Origin of the sequence: Streptomyces sp. NPDC052496, assembly GCF_040679095.1 — a bacterium.
Taxonomy (GTDB): Bacteria; Actinomycetota; Actinomycetes; order Streptomycetales; family Streptomycetaceae; genus Streptomyces.
Window position 1 is genome coordinate 284,010 of the sequence record NZ_JBFAUH010000001.1, and the last position, 22,163, is coordinate 306,172.

16 protein-coding genes, 2 tRNA genes and 1 pseudogene are annotated in these 22,163 nt (G+C 73.3%); 5 read left to right on the forward strand and 14 right to left on the reverse strand.

What is annotated here, in order from left to right; translation table 11 throughout:
- Positions 1-8 precede the first annotated feature (8 nt).
- On the reverse strand, positions 9-992 hold the full coding sequence (gene holA, locus AB0L45_RS01380; protein WP_365834885.1) for a DNA polymerase III subunit delta: 984 nt from the start codon (positions 990-992) through the stop codon (positions 9-11).
- Between the two features lie 73 nt (positions 993-1,065).
- Here holA and AB0L45_RS01385 point away from each other — a divergent pair, with 73 nt between their 5' ends.
- Positions 1,066-1,311 carry a hypothetical protein gene (locus tag AB0L45_RS01385; RefSeq protein WP_365834887.1) on the forward strand — a complete coding sequence of 82 codons (246 nt, stop codon included), beginning with the start codon at positions 1,066-1,068 and terminating at the stop codon, positions 1,309-1,311.
- Positions 1,312-1,438: 127 nt separating this feature from the next.
- Here AB0L45_RS01385 and AB0L45_RS01390 read toward each other — a convergent pair whose 3' ends face one another.
- The 7 genes from AB0L45_RS01390 to leuS form a co-directional block, all read right to left on the reverse strand.
- A complete protein-coding gene (locus AB0L45_RS01390; RefSeq protein ID WP_365834889.1) occupies positions 1,439-2,359 on the reverse strand; it encodes an arylamine N-acetyltransferase in 921 nt (306 codons plus the stop codon).
- Positions 2,359-2,844, reverse strand: a complete 486-nt coding sequence (locus AB0L45_RS01395) for an Rrf2 family transcriptional regulator (RefSeq protein WP_365834891.1) — start codon at positions 2,842-2,844, stop codon at positions 2,359-2,361. The genes AB0L45_RS01390 and AB0L45_RS01395 overlap by 1 nt, the downstream gene beginning before the upstream one ends.
- Before the next feature lie 212 nt (positions 2,845-3,056).
- Entirely contained in the window at positions 3,057-5,774 is a 2,718-nt protein-coding gene (locus tag AB0L45_RS01400; protein ID WP_365834893.1) for a ComEC/Rec2 family competence protein, read from the reverse strand.
- Entirely contained in the window at positions 5,771-6,319 is a 549-nt protein-coding gene (locus AB0L45_RS01405) for a ComEA family DNA-binding protein (protein WP_365834895.1), read from the reverse strand. The genes AB0L45_RS01400 and AB0L45_RS01405 overlap by 4 nt, the downstream gene beginning before the upstream one ends.
- 790 nt (positions 6,320-7,109) lie before the next feature.
- Positions 7,110-7,955 carry a DegV family protein gene (locus tag AB0L45_RS01410; protein WP_365834897.1) on the reverse strand — a complete coding sequence of 282 codons (846 nt, stop codon included), beginning with the start codon at positions 7,953-7,955 and terminating at the stop codon, positions 7,110-7,112.
- A 149-nt stretch (positions 7,956-8,104) separates the two neighbouring features.
- On the reverse strand, positions 8,105-8,863 hold the full coding sequence (locus AB0L45_RS01415; protein ID WP_365834899.1) for a hypothetical protein: 759 nt from the start codon (positions 8,861-8,863) through the stop codon (positions 8,105-8,107).
- Positions 8,864-9,074: 211 nt separating this feature from the next.
- Positions 9,075-11,963, reverse strand: coding sequence for a leucine--tRNA ligase (gene leuS / locus AB0L45_RS01420; protein ID WP_365834901.1), 2,889 nt, complete (start codon positions 11,961-11,963; stop codon positions 9,075-9,077).
- 869 nt (positions 11,964-12,832) lie between these two features.
- On the opposite strand from leuS, the gene AB0L45_RS01425 reads away from it, so the two are divergent.
- The 3 genes and pseudogenes from AB0L45_RS01425 to AB0L45_RS01435 all read left to right on the forward strand — a co-directional run.
- Positions 12,833-13,900, forward strand: coding sequence for a hypothetical protein (locus AB0L45_RS01425; RefSeq protein ID WP_365834903.1), 1,068 nt, complete (start codon positions 12,833-12,835; stop codon positions 13,898-13,900).
- Positions 13,897-15,438, forward strand: coding sequence for an NADH-ubiquinone oxidoreductase-F iron-sulfur binding region domain-containing protein (locus AB0L45_RS01430; RefSeq protein ID WP_365834905.1), 1,542 nt, complete (start codon positions 13,897-13,899; stop codon positions 15,436-15,438). Before AB0L45_RS01425 ends, AB0L45_RS01430 begins: the two co-directional genes overlap by 4 nt.
- 73 nt (positions 15,439-15,511) lie before the next feature.
- Positions 15,512-15,718, forward strand: a pseudogene (locus tag AB0L45_RS01435) (helix-turn-helix domain-containing protein); the annotation flags it as partial.
- An 81-nt stretch (positions 15,719-15,799) separates the two neighbouring features.
- Here the strand turns inward: AB0L45_RS01435 and AB0L45_RS01440 are convergent.
- Positions 15,800-16,810 carry a hypothetical protein gene (locus AB0L45_RS01440; protein WP_365834907.1) on the reverse strand — a complete coding sequence of 337 codons (1,011 nt, stop codon included), beginning with the start codon at positions 16,808-16,810 and terminating at the stop codon, positions 15,800-15,802.
- 484 nt (positions 16,811-17,294) lie between these two features.
- Positions 17,295-17,367: transfer RNA gene (locus AB0L45_RS01445), tRNA-Ala, on the reverse strand.
- 168 nt (positions 17,368-17,535) lie between these two features.
- On the opposite strand from AB0L45_RS01445, the gene AB0L45_RS01450 reads away from it, so the two are divergent.
- Positions 17,536-18,918: a glycosyltransferase 87 family protein gene (locus AB0L45_RS01450; RefSeq protein WP_365834909.1), complete on the forward strand. Its 1,383-nt coding sequence runs from the start codon at positions 17,536-17,538 to the stop codon at positions 18,916-18,918.
- 92 nt (positions 18,919-19,010) lie between these two features.
- Here the strand turns inward: AB0L45_RS01450 and phsA are convergent, their stop codons facing one another.
- From phsA to AB0L45_RS01470, 4 genes are all read right to left on the reverse strand, one after another.
- Positions 19,011-20,843: an O-aminophenol oxidase PhsA gene (phsA, locus tag AB0L45_RS01455; protein ID WP_365834911.1), complete on the reverse strand. Its 1,833-nt coding sequence runs from the start codon at positions 20,841-20,843 to the stop codon at positions 19,011-19,013.
- A gap of 422 nt (positions 20,844-21,265) precedes the next feature.
- A complete protein-coding gene (locus tag AB0L45_RS01460) occupies positions 21,266-21,499 on the reverse strand; it encodes a hypothetical protein (protein ID WP_073761452.1) in 234 nt (77 codons plus the stop codon).
- 3 nt (positions 21,500-21,502) lie between these two features.
- Positions 21,503-21,766, reverse strand: coding sequence for a hypothetical protein (locus AB0L45_RS01465; protein WP_365834913.1), 264 nt, complete (start codon positions 21,764-21,766; stop codon positions 21,503-21,505).
- Between the two features lie 176 nt (positions 21,767-21,942).
- Positions 21,943-22,015: transfer RNA gene (locus AB0L45_RS01470), tRNA-Ala, on the reverse strand.
- Positions 22,016-22,163: the final 148 nt, after the last annotated feature.

The window sequence follows — 22,163 nt, forward strand, 5'->3', positions numbered from 1 at the left end:
CCCCGCGATCAGCGGGAGCGAGCCGCGCGGGCGATGGTCACGACGGCCTTCTCCAGCGCGTACTCGGGGTCGTCGCCGCCGCCCTTGACGCCGGCGTCGGCGTCGGCCACCGCACGCAGCGCCGTCGCGACGCCGTCCGCCGACCAGCCGCGCATCTGCTGCCGGACCCGGTCGATCTTCCAGGGCGGCATGCCCAGCTCGCGGGCGAGGTCGCCGGGGCGGGCGCCCCGCGGGGCGGAGGCGAGCTTGCCGATGGCGCGAACGCCCTGGGCGAGCGCGCTGGTGATCATGACGGGTGCGACGCCCGTCGACATGGCCCAGCGCAGCGCCTCCAGGGCCTCGGCGGCCCGGCCCTCCACGGCACGGTCCGCGACGGTGAAGCTGGACGCCTCGGCACGGCCGCGGTAATAGCGGGCCACGATCGCGTCGTCGATGGTGCCCTCGATGTCGGCGACGAGCTGCGAACAGGCCGAGGCCAGCTCGCGCAGGTCACTGCCGATCGCGTCCACCAGCGCCTGGCACGCCTCCGGGGTGGCGGACCGGCCCGCCGTACGGAACTCGCCGCGCACGAACGCCAGGCGGTCGGCGGGCTTGGTCATCTTGGCGCAGGCGACCTCCCGCGCACCGGCCTTGCGGGCGGCGTCCAGCAGCCCCTTGCCCTTGGCGCCACCGGCGTGCAGCAGCACGAGAGTGATTTCCTCGGCCGGGGCGCCGAGGTACTTCTTGACGTCCTTGACCGAGTCGGCGGACAGGTCCTGGGAATTGCGGACCACCACGACCTTGCGTTCGGCGAACAGCGAGGGGCTGGTCAGCTCGGCGAGCGTGCCGGGCTGGAGCTGGTCGGGCGTGAGGTCACGCACATCGGTGTCCGCGTCGGCGGCGCGGGCCGCCGCCACCACCTGCTGCACGGCGCGGTCCAGGAGCAGGTCCTCCTGGCCCACGGCGAGCGTGAGGGGGGTGAGCGGGTCGTCGTTTGCTGCTTTCCTGGCCATCGCGCTCCAGCATCCCACGCCCCACTGACAGCGGCGTTCGGTCCCCGCCCCGCCGCTGCCGGACAATGACCGGGTGAGCGATGTACGACATGTTCTGGTGCTGCCCGACCGCGACTCCGCCGAGGAGGTCGCCGAAGCGCTGGCCGAGCGCTTCGGCATCACGGAGGAACCCCAGCTCGTCCGGGACGCCCTGGCGGGCGAGGACGACGCCGAGGACGCCCAGTGGCTGGTGGTCGTCGAAGACCCCGAGAAAATCCACGACCCGGCGAAGCTGGACGCCCTGGCGGACGAGTACGAGGGCTGGCTGGAGGCCGAGTAACGGCACCGCCGCACCATCAGCGGCCGGGCCGGGCCGGGCCGTACCGGACCGCGGCCCGGTACGCGCCGCCGACCGCCGAGCCGGGCGGGCGCGCGACGCCGGCCGCCGACCGGACCGGCACCCGCTGTCAGCCGCGCAGCTCCGGTATCCGGTCCAGCGTGATGCCGAAGTGGGTGCGGTAGGCGGGCAGCACCTCGGCCTCGGTCAGCTCGCGTTCCTCCCGGCTGTCGTCGGCGCCCGTGATCACGAGCGTACGGCCGGAGAGCGTGACGCGGCCGGTCTCCGTCAGCCGGGAGCACACCAGCGACCGCGTGAACGGCGAATCCGGCGAGGTGCGGTGGTACCAGGAGCCCGCCACGAAGTCGGCCAAGGCACGCGGCCGCTGTTCCAGCCGGTACTGGGGCACGCCGTCCCGCAGGACGTCGAGGTCGCCGTCGGCGGTCTCCTCGATGCGGAACACCCCGGCGGGGTCGGGCTGTTCGTCGCGGCTGTCCAGGCGCAGCGGATACTGGCTGTTCCTGCCGAAGCCGATGTCGGCCAGCCACGGCCCGCCCTGCCCGTCGCCGGTGTGGGCGCGCAGAGCGAGATGGTCGTACGGGATGCCGAGGCCGTCCGGGCCGTGGACGCGGGCGGCGAGGAGGTCGACGCGGTAGCCGAGCGCGCGGAGCAGGGCGGCGAAGGCACCGTTGAGCTCGTAGCAGAAGCCGCCGCGCGAGGCACCGACGACCTTGTTCACCAGCGACTTGTACTCCAGGACCACGTCCTCGGCGAGGTGCACGGAAAGGTTCTCGAAGGGCACGGCGCGCAGATGCCGCAGGTGCAGCTCGCGCAGCGCCTCGGCGTCGGGCGCGGCCGGCCGGGTGGCACCGATGCGCCGCAGGTAGGCGTCGGTACGCGCCCGGTCGAGCGGCTCGACGCGCAGCCGCTCGCCCTCCGAGGGGCGGGTGGCGGACGCTTCGCCGTTCGCCTGCGGCGCCTGCGGAGCTGCCGGGGTCGGCGGTGCTTGCGGGCCCGGCCGGGAGGCGGACCGGTGCTGCTGGGAGTCCATCAGGTACTCGTCCTCTCGGTCGCGAACCAGCGGCGGGTGCGCTCCGCCGACGGTCCCGGGACGCCGGCCACGAGGTCGGCGACGGTCTGTTTGGCCAGCTCGCGGCGCCAGGCCAGCTCCGCCCTGCGCATCGCGGTGGAGATCCCGCAGGGACGGCGGAAGTCCCGGTCGGGCGCTTCCGAGCCGGAGCCCTGGCGGCGGATCTCGGTGCACCGGAAGGCGTCGTCGGTGCCCTCGATGGCGGCGACGACGTCCATCAGGGAGATCCGCTCGGGCGGCCGGGCCAGCCGGAAACCACCGCGGGCGCCCGGGGTCGAGGTCAGGATGCCTGCCCGGGTGAGGGCCTGAAGGCGCTTGTTCAGATAGGCCGGGGGCAGTGCGAACGAGGCGGCCAGCCGGGCCGTCGACACGGGCCGCTCGTCCCCGAGCGAGGCCAGGGCCACACAGCAGTGCAGGGCCCATTCGACGCCCTCGCTCATCCTCATATTTCTGGAGTTTACAGGTCCTGATTTCAGGCCCGGCCGGGTACGCGGTACGCCGGGACCGCTGCCGCCACGGGTGACCGGCCTCCGGCTGAACGGGCGTGAGCCCGACATCGAGCGGGGTGGACGACATGACTGTCCCTTCTGGACGGTGGAGTACCTCTCCACGTACGGGCAGCCCGACGACGGTTCGCTCGCCGCCGAGTTCCGGGCCTTCATGGGCTCCGACACGGCGAAGAACATCCTGCGCACGTACCAGCACGTGCCCTGCGCCGACCAGGCGAACGTGCCCGGCTCCGCCTGCCGCCCCTGACGGTCGTGGTCAGCCGGTCCCGGCCGCCCAGCACCGCGATGGCGCCGTCGGTGTCCGTACGCAGCACCCGGGCGCCCTGGGCCCGCAGCGCCTGGACGGTGCGCGGCGCCGGATGGCCGTACGGATTGCCGGCGCCGCAGCTGATCAGGGCGACGCGCGGCGCCAGGCGGCGTATCAACCGCGGGTCCTGGTAAGCGGAACCGTGGTGCGCGACCTTCAGCACATCCACGGCGGGCAGGTCGGGGCGCGCGGACAACAGGGCCTGCTGGGAGACCGGTTCGAGGTCGCCAAGCAGGAGGAACGTCAGGTCGGCGGTGCGCAGCAGCAGTGTGATACTGGCGTCGTTGGGGCCCTCCACCGCACGCGAGGAGGCCGCGGCGAAGGGGTGCCCCGGGCCGACGGCCGGCGGCCACAGGACCTGCCAGCTCAACGGGCCGAAGCTGCGCTGCTCCCCCGGCGTCGAACCGGTCACCGGCACGCCCGCGGCCGCTGCCGTGCGGTGCACGAAGGCGGCCTGGCCGGGCGGTTCGGGCAGGGTGGTGGTCTCGATGGCGCCGACCGATCGCCTGCGCAGGGCGCCGGGCAGCCCGCTGACGTGATCGGCGTGAAAATGGGTGAGGACGAGCAACGGAATCCGGCGCACGCCCAGGTCGGTCAGACAGCGGTCGATGGCGTCCGGGTCCGGGCCGGTGTCCACCACCAGGGCAGTGCCCTCCCCCGCGGCCAGCACCAGGCCGTCGCCCTGCCCCACGTCGCACGCCACCGCACGCCAGCCCGGGGGTGGCCAGCCGGTGATGACGCGGATGACCGGGACCGGGCGCAGGATCGCCACGAGCAGTGCCAGGACGCCGAGGACACACAGCCAGGGACGGCGCAGCAACCGCCGTCCGAGAAGGACGGACACCACCGTCACCGCGGCCAGCAGCGCCGCCCCGGCCCACCCGCCCGGCCAGTCCAGCTCCGCGCCCGGCAGCCCCGCTCCCGTACGGGCGACGCCGGCGACCCACTCGGTCGGCCAGCTCGCGCACCAGGCCAGCGCGTGGGCCAGGGGCGGGGCGAACGGCGCGGTGGCGAGCGCCGCGAAGCCCAGGACGGTGGCCGGGGCGACCGCTAGCTCGGCCAGCAGATTGCAAGGGACGGCGACGAGGCCGACGCGGGAGGCGAGCACCACGATGACGGGCGCGCAGACCGCCTGCGCAGCGGCTGCGGCGGCCAGCACCTCGGCGAGGCGGGGCGGCACCCGGCGGCGTTGCAGGGCCGCGCTCCAGCGGGGCGCGAGGGTGAGCAGGGCGCCGGTGGCCAGTACGGACAACAGGAAGCCGTAACTACGGGCCAGCCAGGGGTCGTGGAGCACGAGTACCAGGACGGCGGCGGCGAGCGCGGGGACGAGGGAACGACGGCGCCCAGTCCCGATGGCGAGCAGGGTGATCAGACCGCAGGCGGCGGCGCGCAGCACGCTGGGGTCGGGGCGGCAGACGATCACGAAGGCGAGGGCGATGGAGCCGCCGACGAGCGCGGTGGTGCGCAGCGAGAGGCCCAGCAGCGGTGCCAGGCCCCGCCGTTCGGCCCGTACGGCGAGGTGGGGCGGGCCGATGAGCAGCACGAGCAGGATGGTGAGGTTGCTGCCGGAGACGGCGAGCAGGTGGGTCAGGTCGGTGGCGCGGAAGGCGTCGTCGAGGTCGGGTGGCACGCGCGCGGTGTCACCGACCACCAGGCCCGGCAGGAGGGCGCGGGCGTCGGGACTCAGTCCGTCACTGGCTTCCCGGAGCCCGGCCCGCAGCTCGCCGGCGAGACGTTGCAAGGCGTCGGGGTCGCGGACGACTTGGGGGGCGGTGGCCGTGGTGACCCGTAGGGCGGCCGCGGCCCGGTCGGACGGCTGGAGGGGCGGTGCCGCGCGGGCCGTGATGCGGACGCGGGTCGAGGGCAGGAGGCGCTGCCACTCGGCGAGGCGCTTCGTGCGGTGCACGACGACCAGTACGGGGGTGCGGGTGGCGGTGACCGTACCGTCCGGCGCGGTGACGCGGAGCGCGTCCGCGGTGAACACGAGGGCCGGAGGCGCTTGCCGGGCACCGCGTACCCGTGGGCGGGTCAGCCGTGGGTCGCCGGTCAGCTCCACCTCGGCCGTGACCGTGGCGTGCCGGCCTGCCAGCCCCGGGAGCGGGCCACGTCGTACGTCCGCCACGTGCAGGGCGGCGGACGCGGCTCCGGCGACCGCGCCCAGCAGCACGGCGGCGAGCGCGATCAAGGCCCCGGCGGACCGCCGTTCAGGGCGGCGGACCGCGACGACCACCGCGATCGCCGCCAGGACCACGGCCGCGGCACAGGCCCCCGCCACCGAACCGCCGGACCACCCCAGGGCCAACGCCGCCGCTCCCCACGCGGCCAACGCCGGGCCGGCCAGGCGTAGATCGATGATCGGGTCCGGTTGGCGGGGATCGGCGGCCCCGTAAGGGGACGCCGCGGTCGCGTGGATGGCGGAACGGTCGGTGGCGGTGCAAGTGCCGGCGTCCGGGACTGGGTGGGCCGGTGGGGGCGGAGGACTGGGGTTGGTGGGGCGAGATGGAGTGGGCGGTGTGGGTGGGGTTGGTGGTGTGGACGGAGTGGTGGGAGGCGGGGTCATGGCTGGACCAAGGGGCGCAGGTCGGCGAAGCGGCGGTTGCCGATCCCGTTGACTTCGCGGAGCTGTTCCACGGAGCTGAAGCCGCCGTGCGCGGTGCGGTATTCGATGATGTGCCGGGCCAGGACCGGGCCGACGCCGGGCAGACTGTCGAGCTGTTCCGCGGTGGCGGAGTTCAGACTGACGGGCGCCGCGCCGGCGCCCGTACCGCCGGGAGACCCGGCGCTCCCGGAGGAACCGCCACCACCGGTTCCCGCCCCGGACGCCGCGCCTGCCCCGGCCCCCGGGGCCGCCGCTCCGGCCCCCGCGCCCGCCTGCTGCCCTGCCGCGCCCGGCGCCGGCCCCGGCGCGTCCACGGCGATCTGTTCACCGTCGACCAGCAGCCGGGCTCGGTTCAGCCCCCGGGTGTCGGCGCCGTCCAGCACCCCGCCCGCCGTTCGCAGTGCGTCGGCGACCCGGGAACCCTGCGGCAGCCGGTGGACGCCGGGCCGGTGCACCTTTCCGACCACATCGACCACGAGCACCCGTCCCGCGGCAGTCGGCGCCACCCCTGCGGGTGTGGGCGCCGCCGCCTGTGGCGCCGGGGCCGGGACCGGCAGCGCCGGAGCCCTCACGGCGACCGGTGCGCGTACGGGCTCGGGCTGGGACACCAAGAAGTGATGGACCGCGAAAGCCACCGCCACCAGGAACACCAGGGCCAGAGCCGCCAACGCCCTCGGATCGATCGCGCATCTCGACTGCACCCACAACGGCAGCCGCTCCCGCACGGCGAGGCGTAAACGGCCGGCTGGGCCGGGAGAGGCAGGAGAAGGGGCCGGACGGAGGGCGTGGTCGGCATCGACGGCAGGATCGGCACCAGTGGCTGGGCCGGCACCGACGGCAGGGTCGGCATCGGTGGCAGGGCCGGCATCGGTGGCTGGGCCGGCACCAGTGGCAGCGTCGGAATGGGCAGCAGGGCCGACACGAGCGTTCTCGGTGACCGGTGCCGGTGGGCTGCCACCGCCCGGTTCCGCCGAGCCTGCTCGCCGGTCCGGCTCGGGCGGGCCCCGGAACAGGCTCTCGGCCCGTGTACGGACCGCGGCGGCCACCTCTGCCTGCCGGACGGCCCGCCCGCGCACCGCGCCACGTACGGCATTCCGGCGGGACGGCGGGTCAGGGACGGGAGATGAGGAGGGAGGGCCGGAAGTCCGATCCACACCGGAAATGGTTACGGAGAGTGATTGCTGGGTCATGTCGAACGACGTTAGACGCCTCGCGCCGATTCCGCCGCGAGTCGTCAAATGCCGTGGATAACCCTCTAGTTGTGGATAACGAGGTCACCTGAAGGAGGTATCTGCGTCAACGCGGCGAGACCACAGCGCCCAGCAGCCCCGGCCCCGTGTGCGCCCCGATCACCGCGCCCACCTCGCTCACGTGCAGCTCGGCCAGTCCCGGCACCCGCTCGCGCAGCCGTTCCGCCAGCGCCTCCGCCCGTTCGGCCGCCGCGAGGTGGTGCACGGCGATGTCCACCTGCGCCTCCCCGGCCCGCTCCACGGCGATCTCCTCCAGCCGGGCGATCGCCTTCGAAGCTGTGCGGACCTTCTCCAGCAGGTCGATGCGCCCCTCGGCGAGCTGGAGCAGCGGCTTGACCGCGAGGGCCGAGCCGAGCAGCGCCTGCGCCGCCCCGATCCGGCCGCCCCGCCGCAGGTAGTCGAGGGTGTCGACGTAGAAGTAGGCGGATGTCTGCTCGGCACGCTTCTCGGCCGCGGCCACCGCCTCGTCCAGGCTGCCGCCGGACTCCGCCGCCTCGGCCGCCGCCAGGGCGCAGAAGCCGAGCGCCATGGCGACCATGCCGGTGTCCACGACCCGCACCGGTACGGGAGCCTCGCCGGCCGCCAGCACCGCCGCGTCGTACGTGCCGGAGAACTCCGAGGACAGGTGCAGCGAAACGATGCTCTGGGCGCCTGCCTTGGCGATGTCCCGGTAGGTGGCCGCGAAGGCCTCGGGGCTCGGCCGCGAAGTCGTCACGTACTTGCGCTTCTGCAGGGCTTGGGCGACCGATCTCGCCGAGATCTCCGTGCCCTCTTCCAGAGCCTCGTCACCGAGGACGACGGTGAGCGGCACCGCCGTGATCCGGTGGCGCCGCAGTGCCGCCCGCGGCAGGTAGGCCGTTGAATCGGTGACGATCGCGACATGGCGGGACATGACTGGGAGGTTATCCGGGGATCCCGGAGGCCGACAGTGCGGGCCCTTTCATGATCCGTCAGGTTTGGCCAAGGGTTTGCCAAGAGCAGCCGAGCCGCCGGTCGCGAGACGACGGCCACCGGCCCGACAGCGCCGGGATGCCCCCGGAATCAGGTCGTCCGCTCCGTACGCGGCGCCTTCTGCCACGCGTACGAAGGCTGCGTACGCGGATCCCGGGCCGTGATGGCGGGCTTCTCGTCCTCGACGGGCCCCCACGACGTCCGCGCAGCCGGGCCCGTGGCGGGAGTCCCGGCCGCTCCGGTCCCCGACACGCCTGCTCCGGGCACCCCGGCCTCCGACGCCTCTATGCGCTCCTCCAGCGGCTCCTTCGACCAGTGCCGCAGCGCCCCCGCCTCCATGTCGATCTGCTCACCGAGCGTGGCCAGGTCGTCGTCGGCGAACTGCCGGGCGCGGTCCCGGGCGGCCCACCGCAGCGACTCGGCGGAGTGCGTGATGCGCTGCAGCCGCTCCCGCAGCTCCGGCAGCCGGGCCGTGACGCTGGCCTTGTCGGGCTCCCGCTCCAGCCGCTTGAGCTCGTCGTCCAGCTCGTGGCCGTGGGCGCTGAGCCGCTCGAAGAGGCCCAGGGCCTCCTTGAGCGAGGCGTCCTCGGCGGCGCCGGTGTGCAGCGCCTCCTGGGTGGCCCGCATGGACGTACGCAGCGACAGCCGCAGCTGGGCCAGCTCGCCCGCCACGCCGGGCTGGGTGAACTGCCGGGCCCGCAGGGTGGTGTCCTCGACCGTCCGGCGCGCCTGCGCCACACCCCGGTCCACCCCGCGCTTGGCCGCCTTGACGGCCTTGACCGTGACGAAGACGCCGGCCACGACGAACAGCAGGAAGAGGAGCCCGAAGATCGCGGCGACGGCTTCCATGGTTTCTCCTCGTCATGACAGCGGTGCGGTGGGCGACGGCGTGCGGCGCCGGGGTTCCGGCTCTTCCACCGTAAACGCCACGGGCAGGTCGAGGGTTCCCTTCGAACCCCCAACCTGCCCGTAATGGTCATCCCTTAGCCGCGCCCCGCGGCGGGCCCGGCCGGCTGGAACCGGCCACGTCCCGTGGGGCCCGGCGCCCGGAATCAGCGCCTCACGCGGGAACGATGTTCACCAGCTTCGGCGCCCGCACGATCACCTTGCGGATGCCCGCGCCGCCCAGCGCCGCCACGACCGCCGGGTCCGCCAGCGCCGCCGCCTCCAGGTCCGCGTCCGAGACGGACGGCGCGACCTCCAGGCGGGCCTTGACCTTGCCCTTGATCTGCACGACGCAGGTCACGGTCTCGTCGACCACGTAGGCCGGGTCGGCGACCGGGAAGTCCTGGTGGACCACCGAGTCGGTGTGGCCCAGCTTGCGCCACAGCTCCTCGGCGATGTGCGGCGCCAGCGGCGCGACCAGCAGCACCAGGCGCTCGGCCACCGAGCGCGCGACCGGGCCGCCCGCCTTGGTCAGGTGGTTGTTCAGCTCCGTCACCTTGGCGATGGCGGTGTTGAAGCGCAGGTTGGCCAGGTCCTGGCCGACGCCGTCGATCGCCTTGTGCAGCGCGCGCAGCGTGTCCTCGTCCGGCTCGGCGTCGACGACGGTGGCCTCGCCGGTCGCCTCGTCCACGACGTTGCGCCACAGCCGCTGCAGCAGGCGGTACTGACCGACCACGGCGCGGGTGTCCCACGGCCGCGAGACGTCCAGCGGGCCCATCGCCATCTCGTACAGGCGCAGCGTGTCCGCGCCGTACTCCGCGCAGATCTCGTCCGGCGTGACGGCGTTCTTCAGGGACTTGCCCATCTTGCCCAGGACGCGGCTGACCTTCTCGCCCTGGTAGTAGTACGCGCCGTCCCGCTCCTCGACCTCGGCGGCCGGTACGGCGATCCCGCGGCTGTCCCGGTAGACGAACGCCTGGATCATGCCCTGGTTGTACAGCTTGTGGAACGGCTCCGAGGAGGCGATGTGCCCCAGGTCGTGCAGCACCTTGGACCAGAACCGCGCGTACAGCAGGTGCAGTACGGCGTGCTCCTGGCCACCCACGTACAGGTCGACGCCACCGGTGGGCTGCCCCTCACGGGGGCCCATCCAGTACTGCTCGACCTCCGGGTCGACCAGCGCGGTGTCGTTGCCCGGGTCGGTGTAGCGCAGCTCGTACCAGCAGGAACCCGCCCAGTTGGGCATGGTGTTGGTCTCGCGGCGGTACTTCTTCGGGCCGTCGCCCAGGTCCAGCTCGACGTTGACCCAGTCCTCGTTACGGGACAGCGGGGTCTCGGGCTGGGTGTCGGCGTCGTCCGGGTCGAAGGTGCGCGGCGAGTAGTCGTCCACCTCCGGCAGCTCCAGCGGCAGCATCGACTCGGGCAGCGCGTGCGCGACGCCGTCCTCGTCGTACACGATCGGGAAGGGCTCGCCCCAGTAGCGCTGACGGCTGAACAACCAGTCGCGCAGCCGGAAGTTGACGGTGCCCTCGCCGATGCCGTTGGCCTCCAGCCATTCGGTGATCTTCACCTTGGCATCCGGGACGGTCAGGCCGTCCAGCGAGATGTCCGCGCCCGAGATGTCCGCTCCGGACGAGTTAACGATCTTCGCCTCGTACGAGTCGAAGGCGTTCTCCCAGGTGGCGGGGTCCTGGTCACGGTCGTCCGACGGCTCGACCACGCAGCGCATGGGCAGCTCGAAGGCGCGCGCGAAGGCGAAGTCACGGCTGTCGTGCGCCGGGACCGCCATGATCGCGCCGGTGCCGTAGCCCATCAGCACGTAATCGGCGATGAAGACCGGGACGCGCTCGCCGCTGACCGGGTTGGTCGCGTACGCGCCGGTGAAGACGCCGGTCTTGTCCTTGGCCTCGGCCTGCCGCTCGACGTCCGACTTGGCCGCGGCCTGCTTGCGGTACGCGGCGACGGCCTCGGCCGGGGTGCCGTACCCGCCGGTCCAGACCTCGTGGGTGCCCTCCGGCCAGGCGTCCGGGACGATCGAGCGCTCGCCGGAGACCAGCTCGTGCTCGGGCGCCAGCACCATGTAGGTGGCGCCGAACAGGGTGTCCTGGCGGGTGGTGAAGACGGTGATCTTCTCGTCGCCTACGGGGAAGTCGACGCGCGCGCCCTCGGAGCGGCCGATCCAGTTGCGCTGCTGCAGCTTGATGGCGTCCGGCCAGTCCAGCCCGTCCAGGTCCTCCAGCAGGCGGTCCGCGTAGGCGGTGATGCGCATGTTCCACTGGCGCAGCTTGGCCTTGAAGACCGGGTAGTTCCCGCGCTCGGACCGGCCCTCGGCGGTGACCTCCTCGTTGGCCAGCACGGTGCCCAGGCCGGGGCACCAGTTGACCGGCGCGTCCGAGGCGTACGCCAGGCGGTACTCGCCCAGGACCTCGGCGCGCTCGGCGGCGCTCAGCTCGCTCCAGGGGCGCCCGTCCGGCGTCGCGCGCTCTCCGGCCTCGAACTGCGCCACCAGGTCAGCGATGGGGCGCGCCTTCTTCGCGTCGGCGTCGTACCAGGAGTTGAAGACCTGGATGAAGATCCACTGGGTCCACTTGTAGTAGGCCGGGTCGATCGTCTCGATCGACCGGCGCTGGTCGTGGCCCAGGCCCAGGCGGCGCAGCTGGCGCCGCATGTTGACGATGTTGGCCTCGGTGGAGACCCGCGGGTGCGTGCCGGTCTGCACGGCGTACTGCTCGGCGGGCAGGCCGAAGGCGTCGAAGCCGAGGGTGTGCAGGACGTTGTGGCCGGTCATCCGCAGGTGACGGGCGTAGACGTCGGTCGCGATGAAGCCCAGCGGGTGGCCCACGTGCAGCCCCGCACCCGAGGGGTACGGGAACATGTCCATGACGAACTTCTTGGGCTTGGCCACCAGCTCCGGGTCGCCGGCCAGGTCGCCCTTCGGGTTCGGGGCCTCGTACGTCCCCTGCGCCTCCCAGAAGTCCTGCCAGCGCGCCTCGATGTCGGCGGCCAGCGCTGCCGTGTAACGGTGCGGCGCTGCCACCTCGGCAGCCGAAGTCGTCTCGCTCATCGTCCTCAAAGCTCCATCGGTCGTCTCTGCCTGCGGCTACTGCGAAAAGTGCGATCTCTGCGGAAACAAAAAGACCCCTCGCACAGGAGGGGACGCCGCGCCGATGCCGACCGGAAGCTCACCGGTCGGTACTGATCAGCGCGGCCCGCTAAGCAGAAGGCGTACGGCACGCATGGCGCCAGGGTACCGCAGGGGGCACCGGGCCCGCTGCGAGCCGTCCGACTGCGCGGGGGCGGCGCCCCGGCGGACGAGGGCTTCCGGGGGCGGACAGCAGCGGGCGGGGGCGGACGGAGGTGGCTGGGGGCGGGCGGGCGCGGTCGGGGCGGGCGGAGGTGGGCGGAGGTGGGCAGGGCGGGCGGGGGGTGGTCCGCGCGTCTGCGGCAGCGCCTTACGGCCGGCGGCGCGGCACACTCCGCGGCGTTGAGCGGCGGCGGCCTCCCCGACGGGCCTGGGCAACCGACGGTGGCGGGTGCGTTCGCCGAGCCCAGGCGACCGACGGTGACGGGTACGTTCGCCGAGTCCAGGCGACCGACGGTGACGGGTACGTTCGCCGAGTCCAGGCGACCGACGGTGACGGGTACGTTCGCCGAGCCCGAGCGACCGACGGTGACGGATGCGTTCGCCGAGTCCAGGCGACCGACGGTGGCGGATGCGTTCGCCGAGTCCAGGCAACCGACGGTGACGGCTCCCGGCAGCACCGCTTGGGCAAGCCCGACCACCGGCGATCACGGCTCTCGAACACGCCCGACCACCAACGATCACAGCCCCTCGAACAAGCCCGACGGCCGACCGTAGCAGCGCGCCGCCCCGCTTCACGCCGCTTACGGAAAGCCCGCCGGCCCGTTGTCCCGCGCCCCTACTTTTCCCCCATGCGTCCCCACCGCAAGAGCCGCGCCGCTCCGGGCCCGCGGCCCCCTGGCTTACGCCGCCTCCCCGTCCGTCACTCTGTCCGCCTCCCGGGCCTGCCCCGCCCGGGAGGCGGCCGGCGCCGCCCCGGCCTACGGGACGGGCCGCGCCACACGGCACCTACAGGACCGGCGGCGTCCCTGCCCCCGCGCCGCCCCCGCCTGCGCCGCCGGCCCGCGCTCGCCGCCGGAGCCGTCGCCGCCCTCGCGCTCCTCCTGCTCTCCGGCACCGACCCCCTGCGCGGCTTCCTCGACTTCACGGGCGGTGTGCTGACGCTCGTCTCGCTCACCGCCGCCGTCGTCTGGGGGCTGGTCGCTTCGGGCCGTACGGTCCTGCTGCCCCGCAGCCGGCTGCTCGCCCAGGGCGTCCACCGGGCCCTGGGTACCGCCTCGCTCGGGTTCCTGGCCCTGCACATCGCGGTGAAGGTCGCCGAGGAACACGCCTACGTCCACAACGCGCTGCTGCCCTTCACCGACACGCCCGCCGACGCGTCCACGCTGATCGGCTTCGGAGCGGTGGCCGGCTACCTGATGGTGCTCGCGGCCGCGTCCGGCGCGCTCCGCAGCGCCTTCGCCGGCCGCGGCCGCGCCTCGGAACGCTGGCGCGCGCTGCACGCCTGCGCGTACCCGGCCTGGTCCCTGGCGCTCGTGCACGGCCTCAAGTCGGGGCGTGCCCCCTCGGGCTGGGTCACCACCGGGTACGCGCTGTGCCTGGCGGCCGTCGCCGCCGCTCTCCTGGCCCGTACCTTCCTCCCGCATGTCCTACGGGCCCGACTGCGCGCCCGTACGACCGACACCCCACCCGCCCCACCACCCCCTCCTCCCTACCCGGAAGCCTCACCCCCCTCCCCGTACCCGAGCACCGCACCACCTCCGCACGGACACCACGCCCTCCACCCCGAGCACGCCCAGTCCCCTGAGTCCATCCAGCCCCCTCAGTCCCTCCAGCCCACCCAGCCCGGCTGGGCCGCCCAACCAGCCCCATCCGCCCGAACCGCCCACCCCGCCTCCCACGGCAGGAGCCGACCGTGACCGGCCCGCTGCCCGACGTCCCGCCGGTCCAGGTCGTCGGCCCGCCCCGGCTGACCGCGGGCTTCGACGAGGCCGAGCGCCTCGACCGCCGGGCCCACCTGCTCACCCACGGCTCGCCGCCGTCCCTGTCCGCGAGCCGGCTGGCCGAGCTGGCCGGCGCCATCGCGCTGCGCGGCCGGGGCGGGGCGGGCTTCCCCCTCGTACGGAAGCTGGAGGCGGTGGCCCACCACGCGCGGCGCTCCGGCGTGCGGCCCGCGGTCGTCGTCAACGGCTGCGAAGGGGAGCCCGCCTGCCGCAAGGACACCGTCCTGCTGTGCCGGGCGCCGCACCTCGTCCTGGACGGCGCGCTGCTCGCCGCCGACGCCCTGGGCGCCCGCACGCTGGTGGTCGGCGTGACCAAGGACACGGCCGAGCGGTCGGTACGGGACGCGCTGGCCGAACGCGGCCTCAGCGACCGGCGCCGCGGGCGGTCGCTGCGCGCCCGGCTCGTCCGCGTACCGGAGCGGCTGGTCTCCGGTGAGGCGTCCGCGCTGATCCGGGCCGCGGAGGGCGGGCCGGCGCTGCCGCCGGGGCGGCGCGTGCGGGCCGCCGAGTCCGGGCTGGGGGGCGCGCCCACGCTCTTCTCCAACGCCGAGACGTTCGCGCAACTCGCCGTCGCGGCCCGGATGGGCGCCCACCGCTACGCCGCCACCGGGGCACCCAGCGAGCCCGGCACCCTGCTCCTGACCGTGTCCGGCGCGGTGCCCTCCCCCACCGTCGTCGAGACGCCGAGCGGGGTGCCGCTTCCGTACGTCCTCCAGATGTGCGCCGCCGACCCGGCCCCCGGCGGCGTCCTGGTGGGCGGCTACCACGGCGCCTGGCTGGACGCCGCGACCGCGTACGCGACGGTGGTCACCCGCGAAGCGCTCGCGGCCGGCGGCGGAGCGCTCGGCGCGGGCGCGGTGCTGCCGGTGCCCGCCGGCACCTGCCCGCTCGGCGAGACCCTGCTCGCAGCGCGCTGGCTCGCGGCCGAATCGTCCGGCCAGTGCGGGCCCTGCCGGCTGGGCCTGCCCTCCATGGCGCGCGCACTGGCGGACATCCTGGCGGGCGGCGGCCAGGAAGCCCTGGAGGGCGTACGGCGTGCCGCACAGACCGCGAACGGGCGTGGCGCCTGCAAACACCCCGACGGAGCCGCACGGTTCGTACGCTCCGCCCTGGACGCCTTCGCGGACGATCTCGCCGCGCACACACTGGGCGGCGGATGCGGCCGGGAGACCGCCGGCGTACTGCCCCTCCCCGCACCGGAAGCGGCGGACGCGGCCGACGGTACGGGCACGGGGGCCATGGCACCGACGGCTGCCGCAGGGCGACTGGCGGTGGACTGGACGCTGTGCGAGGGGCACGGCCTGTGCGCGAAGCTGCTGCCGGAGGCCGTGAACCTCGACCCGGACGGCTATCCGCTGATCACAGAGACCGCCCTGCCGGCCCGCCTCCACCAGCGCGCCCAGCGCGCGGTCAGCCGCTGCCCGGCCCTCGCCCTGCGCCTGGAGAAGTCCTGAGGGAGCCCGCGGGCCGGCGGCGGACCTGACCGCTGTCCACCAGGGCCCGGAAGGCGTCCACGTCCCCGATGACCTGCGGCAGTTGGAACGCGACGGCCTCGTGACCCGTACCGTCCATGCCTGCGTCCCGCCCCGCGTGGAGTACGCGTTGACGGAACTGGGCGCGACGCTGCTGGACTCCGTCGTCGCACTCGGGGAATGGGCCACCGCCCACCGGCAGGAGATCGGCGACCACCGCCGCCGCTACGACGCGGCCCACCCGCCACGGACGCGGCCCTGAGGTCGGCGCACCGACCCCAGCGCAGCGCCGTGACCGGGGCAGGCACGTGCCCCCTGGAGTGGGCGGGCGTGGGCGGTGGTGTCAGGTGGTGCGGGTGTAGACGGGCACCACGGTCCTGTGCAGCTTGGTCTGCTGGCTGCTGTCGGTGCAGCCCCAGACGTAGCGGTAGAGATTGAGTTCCTTGGTGGGCACGGTGTGGGTGATCTGCCCGCCGGTGGCGTCGGCGGCCCCGAAGGGCTTGTGGGCCGTGTGGTGGTGGGAGGCTGCGGTCCGCCAGCGGTCTTCGTGGGCGTCGTAGCGCTCCAGGGCACTGGTGAAGCGGATGTCGGTGGCACTGATGTCCGGGACGACGCTTACGTTCCGGGAGGCGGTGACCTCGGCGCTGACCTCCGTCTCGGTGGCCGAGGTGCGGCGGGTGGTGACCTCGGCGAAGGCTTCCAGGTGGTGCCCGATGACCCGGCCGTCTCCCGTGCTGTGGTGGCGGCCGGTGTGCGGATCGCGCAGGGTGCCGAACTCCAGGCCCTGCATCGAGGGCGGCACGAAGAGCACCAGGCGGCCGTGGACACGGGCCCCGGACAGCAGGCTGCCGCCGATGTGTTCGTCGGTGCCGAAGGTCCACTGGAACGCGTAGTCGCTGAGCCGGTCCGCGTCCAGCTTCGCGGAAAGACCGACCGGGACGTCCGGCTGCAGGCCGGGATCCTCGCGGAAGTTCTCCCGTTCTTCGACCACGGTGGTGAAGCGGCCGTTGATGTCCCGGCGCAGCAGCTTGAGCCAGCCCCGCGACCGGTAGGTGCCGGTGCGCTTCCAGGGCGCGTCACCGCTCTCGCTGTCACGGTGGTGGGCTGTGCCCCGCACGTGGCCGACGACCCAACGCTTGCCGTTGCTGTCCGGCTCTTCGATGTCGACCACCAGGTGCGCGTCCGCGCGCCAGCGGCCCACCGCGTTGGAGCCGCCGATACGGTGCCAGCCCACCCGCGCCCGGTCCTCCGCCGGATCACACAGGCGGATCACGCCCGGCTCGGCCGGCTCCGGCGCCTCGATCGGCACCTCGGCCTCGGCACCGTCCTTGATGGGCTGCGTCTGCGTCGTCATGCCGCCTCCGTCACTCGCGTACGAAAGATCACACGACGACGCCTGCTCCACCGCGCGCCGCCCACGCATCGCTTTTCAGCCCCGCTCGGCCGGCCGCGGCGGCGCCGTTCCGGGCGGGCCCGCAGCCGCCCGCGGCGGCCGAGCGCTCTCCACCCCGGGCGCCGTGATGTCCGCACGTGAACAGCCCCACCCGGGCATCGCGATGATCCGCACGTGAACAGCCCCACCCGGGCACCGTGATGCTCCGCACGTGAACAGCCCCACCCACCACCGCCACGCGACCGTCCCGGCCCCGCAGCCACGCCACCCGCACGCTCCACGGCACGAGCCGTCCCCGGACAGCGCCGCAAGGAACTGCGGAGCCGGCCCCTCAGTCGCGGTCGGCCCCGACTCGGCCTCGAAAACCAGAAGATCCCGCCCGATCGAATCGATCGGACGGGATCCCGTGGACCGGACCTGAGAGATCTCAAGAACGGTCCTGCTGTGGAGCTAAGGAGAATTGAACTCCTGACCTCCTGCATGCCATGCAGGCGCTCTACCAACTGAGCTATAGCCCCTTGCTGTGGTCCGCCGCGGTTCTTTTCCTTGCGGCTCCCCGCTGCGGCATCGCCTACATTACACGGCCCTCCCCGCCTTCTGCCAAATCGGTTGTCCAGGGGCCTGCGGAGAGGGGCCGATGTACTGTCGGCGGGCCGTGCCCGATTCGTCCTGGGGAGCTGTTCGTCGTGTCCGCGCTGGAGCTGGAACAGTCCGCTGCACCCGGCGGCGCCTCCCCGCTGAGGAGCTTCGTCCGCCGCCGTCCGCTGCTGGTGGCTGCCGTCGGCTGTGTGCTGTCCTTCGCCGCCTTCTGGATCACACAGCGGCTGGTGAACGTGACGATGATCGATCTGATGGTCTACCGCGCCGAGGGCTGGACGGCCCGTAACGGCGAGGACCTGTACGACATGGTCGCGACCTCCGCGAACCTGCCCAACACCTATCCGCCCTTCGCGGCGCTGCTGTTCACGCCGCTGACGCTGGTCGATGTACCGACGATGCGTACGCTCGCCACCCTCGGCAACCTCCTGCTGATGGTGGCGGTCGCCCACCTCGGGCTGCGGCTCGCCGGGCGCCCGAGGCGGGTGCCGCCGCTCGCCGCGGCGCTGGGCGTGGCCGCGCTGCTGGTCTGGTGCGAGCCGGTGTGGACGACGCTGCGCTACGGCCAGATCAACCTGCTGCTCGCCGTGCTGGTCCTGTGGGACCTGACCCGTAAGGACACCAACCGGTGGGCCGGTGTCGGCATCGGCCTGGCGGCCGGCATCAAGCTCACCCCGGCCCTCTTCGCCGTCTTCCTCGCGCTGGCCGGGCTCGTACGGGCTGGGCAGCGGCTGCGGGCGGGGGCGGGACCGCGGGCCGCGTGGAACCCCTGGCTGCGGCAGGCCGCCGTCGCCTGCCTCACCTTCCTCGGCACCGCGCTGCTGTCCGCGTTCGTGCTGCCGCACGACTCCCGGCGCTTCTGGACGGAGATCATCTTCGCTGCCGACCGGGTCGGCGAGGTGGAGATCACCGCCAACCAGTCGCTGCGCGGCGCGCTGGCCCGGCTGCTGCACACCCACGATCCCGGCCTGTGGTGGCTGGTGACCGCGGCCGTCGTGGCCGTCTTCGGGCTGACCGTGGCGGTCGGCGCGCTGCTGCACGGCCGCCGGGCCTGGGCAGCCGTCGCCTGTGCCGTGACCGCGCTGCTGGTCAGCCCGATCTCCTGGTCGCACCACTGGGTGTGGGGCGTACCGATGCTGATCCTGCTCGGGTCGGAGGCGATCGGCCGCGGCGGCTTCGGCAGCCGGACCGGGCGGCGCTGGTGGACGGGGACGCTCGCGGCGGGCCTCCTCTTCTGTTCGTTCGCCCTCTGGTACGTGCCGCACCGCTACCACCACCACGAGGAACTGCACCAGAACGGCGGCCAGATGCTGCTGTCCGGGATCTATCCGATCACCGGGCTGGTCTTCCTGGCACTGACCGCCGTCCTGGTGCGGCGGGACCGTGCGGGTGGAGGCGGGTCGCTGCCGGACACCGGGCACGGCACAGCCGCGCCCGGCAACAGCCGCAGGACGGTCACCCCGCGGCCCTGAGCCGCCTCCGGAGGACTGGGCACTGGGCGCCGGGCACCGCCCGGCGCCCCGAGCACGTGCCCGTCCCCGCCTCGGCGCGTGCACCGCCCCCCTCAGCGAGCTCCGTGGCCGTGCCCGCCCGGCTGGTGATGATGGAACTTCAGCACCTCACCCGGCATGACGACGAACGGGCGCATCATCCCCATGTCCTCGTGCTCCAGCAGGTGGCAGTGGTACATGAACCGCCCCTTCGCACCCTGGAAGCGGGCGAGCACGTTCACCAGCTGGCCCGGCGGGACCTGTATGACGTCCTTCCAGCCCTGGTCGCCCGGCGATATCGGGGCCGTACCGCCGTATTCGAGCGGGGCGCGGGTGCCGCCGACCTCGTTGTCGTACGGGCTGTTCGGGTCGCCGTCCGCCGGGTAGCGGTCCCGGCTCAGCACCTGGAAGTCGACGAGGTGGATGTGCATCGGGTGGGTGCCGGCGCCGCCCAGGTTCAGGAAGCTCCACTGCTCCCAGTCGCCGTGCCGGACCATGTGGCCCAGCGTGTCGTCGAACATCCGGGCCGTACGGCGGTACGTACGGACCTTCCCGTCCGCGCCGCGTATCTGGATGATCCCTTCGGTGGGCTCCTGGACGGGCGGGGTGGGGATCTCCTGCATCTCCCACATCTCCGGGTGGAAGTTGCCGACCGGTCCGGGCGGAGTGAGGGCGACCAGCCGGTGCTCGTGCCGGGGTACCGAGTCGTGGGTGAGCCGCTCGAAGGACGGGGAGATCACCTGCGGGAGCACGAACGGGTCGCGCACCTGCGCCGTGCCCACCCGGAACTGCATCACGTCCGGATACGTGACCCCGGGCGCTGCGTTGACGAGCCGGAGCGTACGGCCGCGCAGCCGCCCGAAGTCGATGAGCAGGTCCATCCGCTCGGCGGACGCCAGCGACAGCGGGCCGTCCACCGGGACCGGCCGCGGCAGCAGGCCGCCGTCCGAGCCGATCTGCCACACCGCGCCCGTCACCGGCGCACCGGTCGCGTCGTCCACCAGCCGGAGCTGGAAGGTGCGGCTGTTCGCCGCGTTCAGCACGCGGAAGCGGTACCAGCAGGCCGCGACATCGGCATGGGGCCAGATGACCCCGTTGACGAGGGTGTACGGGCCGGTGAAGGGCAGGGAGACGTTCTTGCCCTGCTTGTCCTGGGCCACGACCTGCGTCTTGTGCAGCAGACGGCCCGTCAGGCGGCCGTCCGCGTCCGTGTCGAGGTTGCGGTCCTGGATGACGAGCGGTATCTCCCGCCTGCCGGAGGGCAGTTGCAGCACGTCCTCCTCGTCGTCGCGGATCAGATACATGCCGGCGAGGCCCGCGAAGACGTTCCACCGGGTGATGTCCATGGCGTGGTCGTGGTACCACCAGCACGTCGCCCGGTGATCGTTGGGATACTCCGAGAGCTGGCTGTCGCCGGGCGAGACCGCGTTCTCCGACCAGCCGTCGTTGCCGCCGCCGGTCACCGCGCCGTGCAGGTGGGTGACCGTCCAGGGCGGGAGGTCGGCGACACCCTCCACGAGGGTGCTGTTCGCCCGGCCCGGCTCGTCGGTGGGTAACGGCGCGCCGTCCAGGGGCTTGGCCTCGGCGGCGGTGACCGGATAGCCGCCGGTGAGGCGGTTGTTCCAGTTGACGCGCAGCCGCCGGCCGCGGCGTACCTCGATGGTCGGGCCCGGGTAGTGGCCTTCGTACGCCCACACCTTCGTCGGCGGCAGCTCGGAGTGCAGCCGGACCCAGGTGGTGGTCTGGTCGATGTCGATGCCGCGCAGGGCCTCCTTGCGGCTGGGCCGCAGGACGGGCGGGATGCGCAGCTCGTCGACGAAGGGTGTCAGCCCGGCCGCGGCCGCCCGCTTGGGCGGCGCCTCGGACGGCCGGTCCGCCGCCGCTTCCCGGACAGGTTGAATGGTCATGTCACTCACGATGCGACCCCCGTAACGCTTCCCCCGTGCCGCCGGCCGTCTCCGGCGGCAGCTTTCCCACGGACAACGCCCCGCCGTTCGCACGGAGTTCCGCCTTCAACGGGAAATTTCGCACTGATGCCCGCAACACCACCGCACCCGGTAGGAGACCCCTCATCCCGTAGGACGCCACCCCATTCGGTTCATCCCGTAGGACGCCACCCCATTCGGCGGGACACCACCCCATCCAGCAGGTATGCCGACATCTTTGGCCAAAGCCAGAAGCCCTGCCCGAGCCGGAGGCCCCGCCCGAGCCGGAAGCCCAGCCCAACCTGGGAACCCGTCAGGACCCGTCACACCACTCGCTGCTGGACGGCACCGCGCTCGGCCCCGCCGCACCGCCGACCGCACCGCCGACCGCCCCGCCACCGCCCTCAGGCGGTCGCGAAGGAATAGAAACGCTTCAGCGTGCAGTGCTCGTCGAGCAGACGTCCGTAGATCGGCTCCCCGTCGAGTTCGCGGTACGTCTCGATCGGGTCGCCTTTTATGACCAGGGCCCGGGCGCACTCCTCGCACCAGTACTGGTAGTCGGGGTTGACCGGCTCCATGTCCCGGACGATCGGCGTCCCGCTGCCGCACCAGTCGCATTTCCTGCTGTGAGCGCCCATCAGTCAGCTCCAGCTGTGGCCGCAGGCCGTACACACGAACGAGATGCCGCCGTTGTCGCCGAGCACCTGCGCCACGTGGGCCGAGCCGCAGGACGGGCACTGGAGTGCGGCGCTGCCCGCGCCGTACGTACCGTCGGCGGGGCGGGCGGCGTGGCCGGGGCGGTCGGTGCGGGGCCGGAGAGCATCCTCGGGCAGCGGGCCGGCGCCCTGCGCGGGAGCGGCCGCGTCGAGCAGGTCATCGACCTCCTCCATGATGCTCGTGGGCATCGCGTTCTCTCCTCCCCTGCCGGCGCCGTCCGAATTCTGCCACGGACCGCCGACCGGGTCAGTCCCGCCGCCGCACCCGTTGTACCGGCCGCCCTGCTTCGTACCGGGGGCTTCGCACCCGCCGGTGCACGAAATGATCCCGCCTCCCAGAGTGGGAGACGGGATCATCCGAGGTGTGGAGCTAAGGAGAATTGAACTCCTGACCTCCTGCATGCCATGCAGGCGCTCTACCAACTGAGCTATAGCCCCGGGTCTTGTTCCGCTCCTCCGGGGTTTTCCCCGGCGGCGCCGCGAACAAGAAGAACTCTAGCCTGCGACCAGCCCAATTGTGAAATCCGGTCGTCCCGGCCGCTCGGAGAGGCGGTCCGCGGGACCGCGGGGCCGGGTCACGGGGCCG

What these genes read in the sequence shown, in the direction of transcription:
- AB0L45_RS01460 (WP_073761452.1), bottom strand. Translation starts at nt 21,499, where the DNA reads ATGGGCGCTCACAGCAGGAAATGCGACTGGTGCGGCAGCGGGACGCCG.
- holA (WP_365834885.1), bottom strand. Translation starts at nt 992, where the DNA reads ATGGCCAGGAAAGCAGCAAACGACGACCCGCTCACCCCCCTCACGCTC.
- AB0L45_RS01390 (WP_365834889.1), bottom strand. Translation starts at nt 2,359, where the DNA reads ATGGACTCCCAGCAGCACCGGTCCGCCTCCCGGCCGGGCCCGCAAGCA.
- AB0L45_RS01400 (WP_365834893.1), bottom strand. Translation starts at nt 5,774, where the DNA reads ATGACCCCGCCTCCCACCACTCCGTCCACACCACCAACCCCACCCACA.
- AB0L45_RS01410 (WP_365834897.1), bottom strand. Translation starts at nt 7,955, where the DNA reads ATGTCCCGCCATGTCGCGATCGTCACCGATTCAACGGCCTACCTGCCG.
- AB0L45_RS01440 (WP_365834907.1), bottom strand. Translation starts at nt 16,810, where the DNA reads ATGACGACGCAGACGCAGCCCATCAAGGACGGTGCCGAGGCCGAGGTG.
- AB0L45_RS01425 (WP_365834903.1), top strand. Translation starts at nt 12,833, where the DNA reads ATGCGTCCCCACCGCAAGAGCCGCGCCGCTCCGGGCCCGCGGCCCCCT.
- leuS (WP_365834901.1), bottom strand. Translation starts at nt 11,963, where the DNA reads ATGAGCGAGACGACTTCGGCTGCCGAGGTGGCAGCGCCGCACCGTTAC.
- AB0L45_RS01415 (WP_365834899.1), bottom strand. Translation starts at nt 8,863, where the DNA reads ATGGAAGCCGTCGCCGCGATCTTCGGGCTCCTCTTCCTGCTGTTCGTC.
- AB0L45_RS01395 (WP_365834891.1), bottom strand. Translation starts at nt 2,844, where the DNA reads ATGAGGATGAGCGAGGGCGTCGAATGGGCCCTGCACTGCTGTGTGGCC.
- phsA (WP_365834911.1), bottom strand. Translation starts at nt 20,843, where the DNA reads ATGACCATTCAACCTGTCCGGGAAGCGGCGGCGGACCGGCCGTCCGAG.
- AB0L45_RS01465 (WP_365834913.1), bottom strand. Translation starts at nt 21,766, where the DNA reads ATGCCCACGAGCATCATGGAGGAGGTCGATGACCTGCTCGACGCGGCC.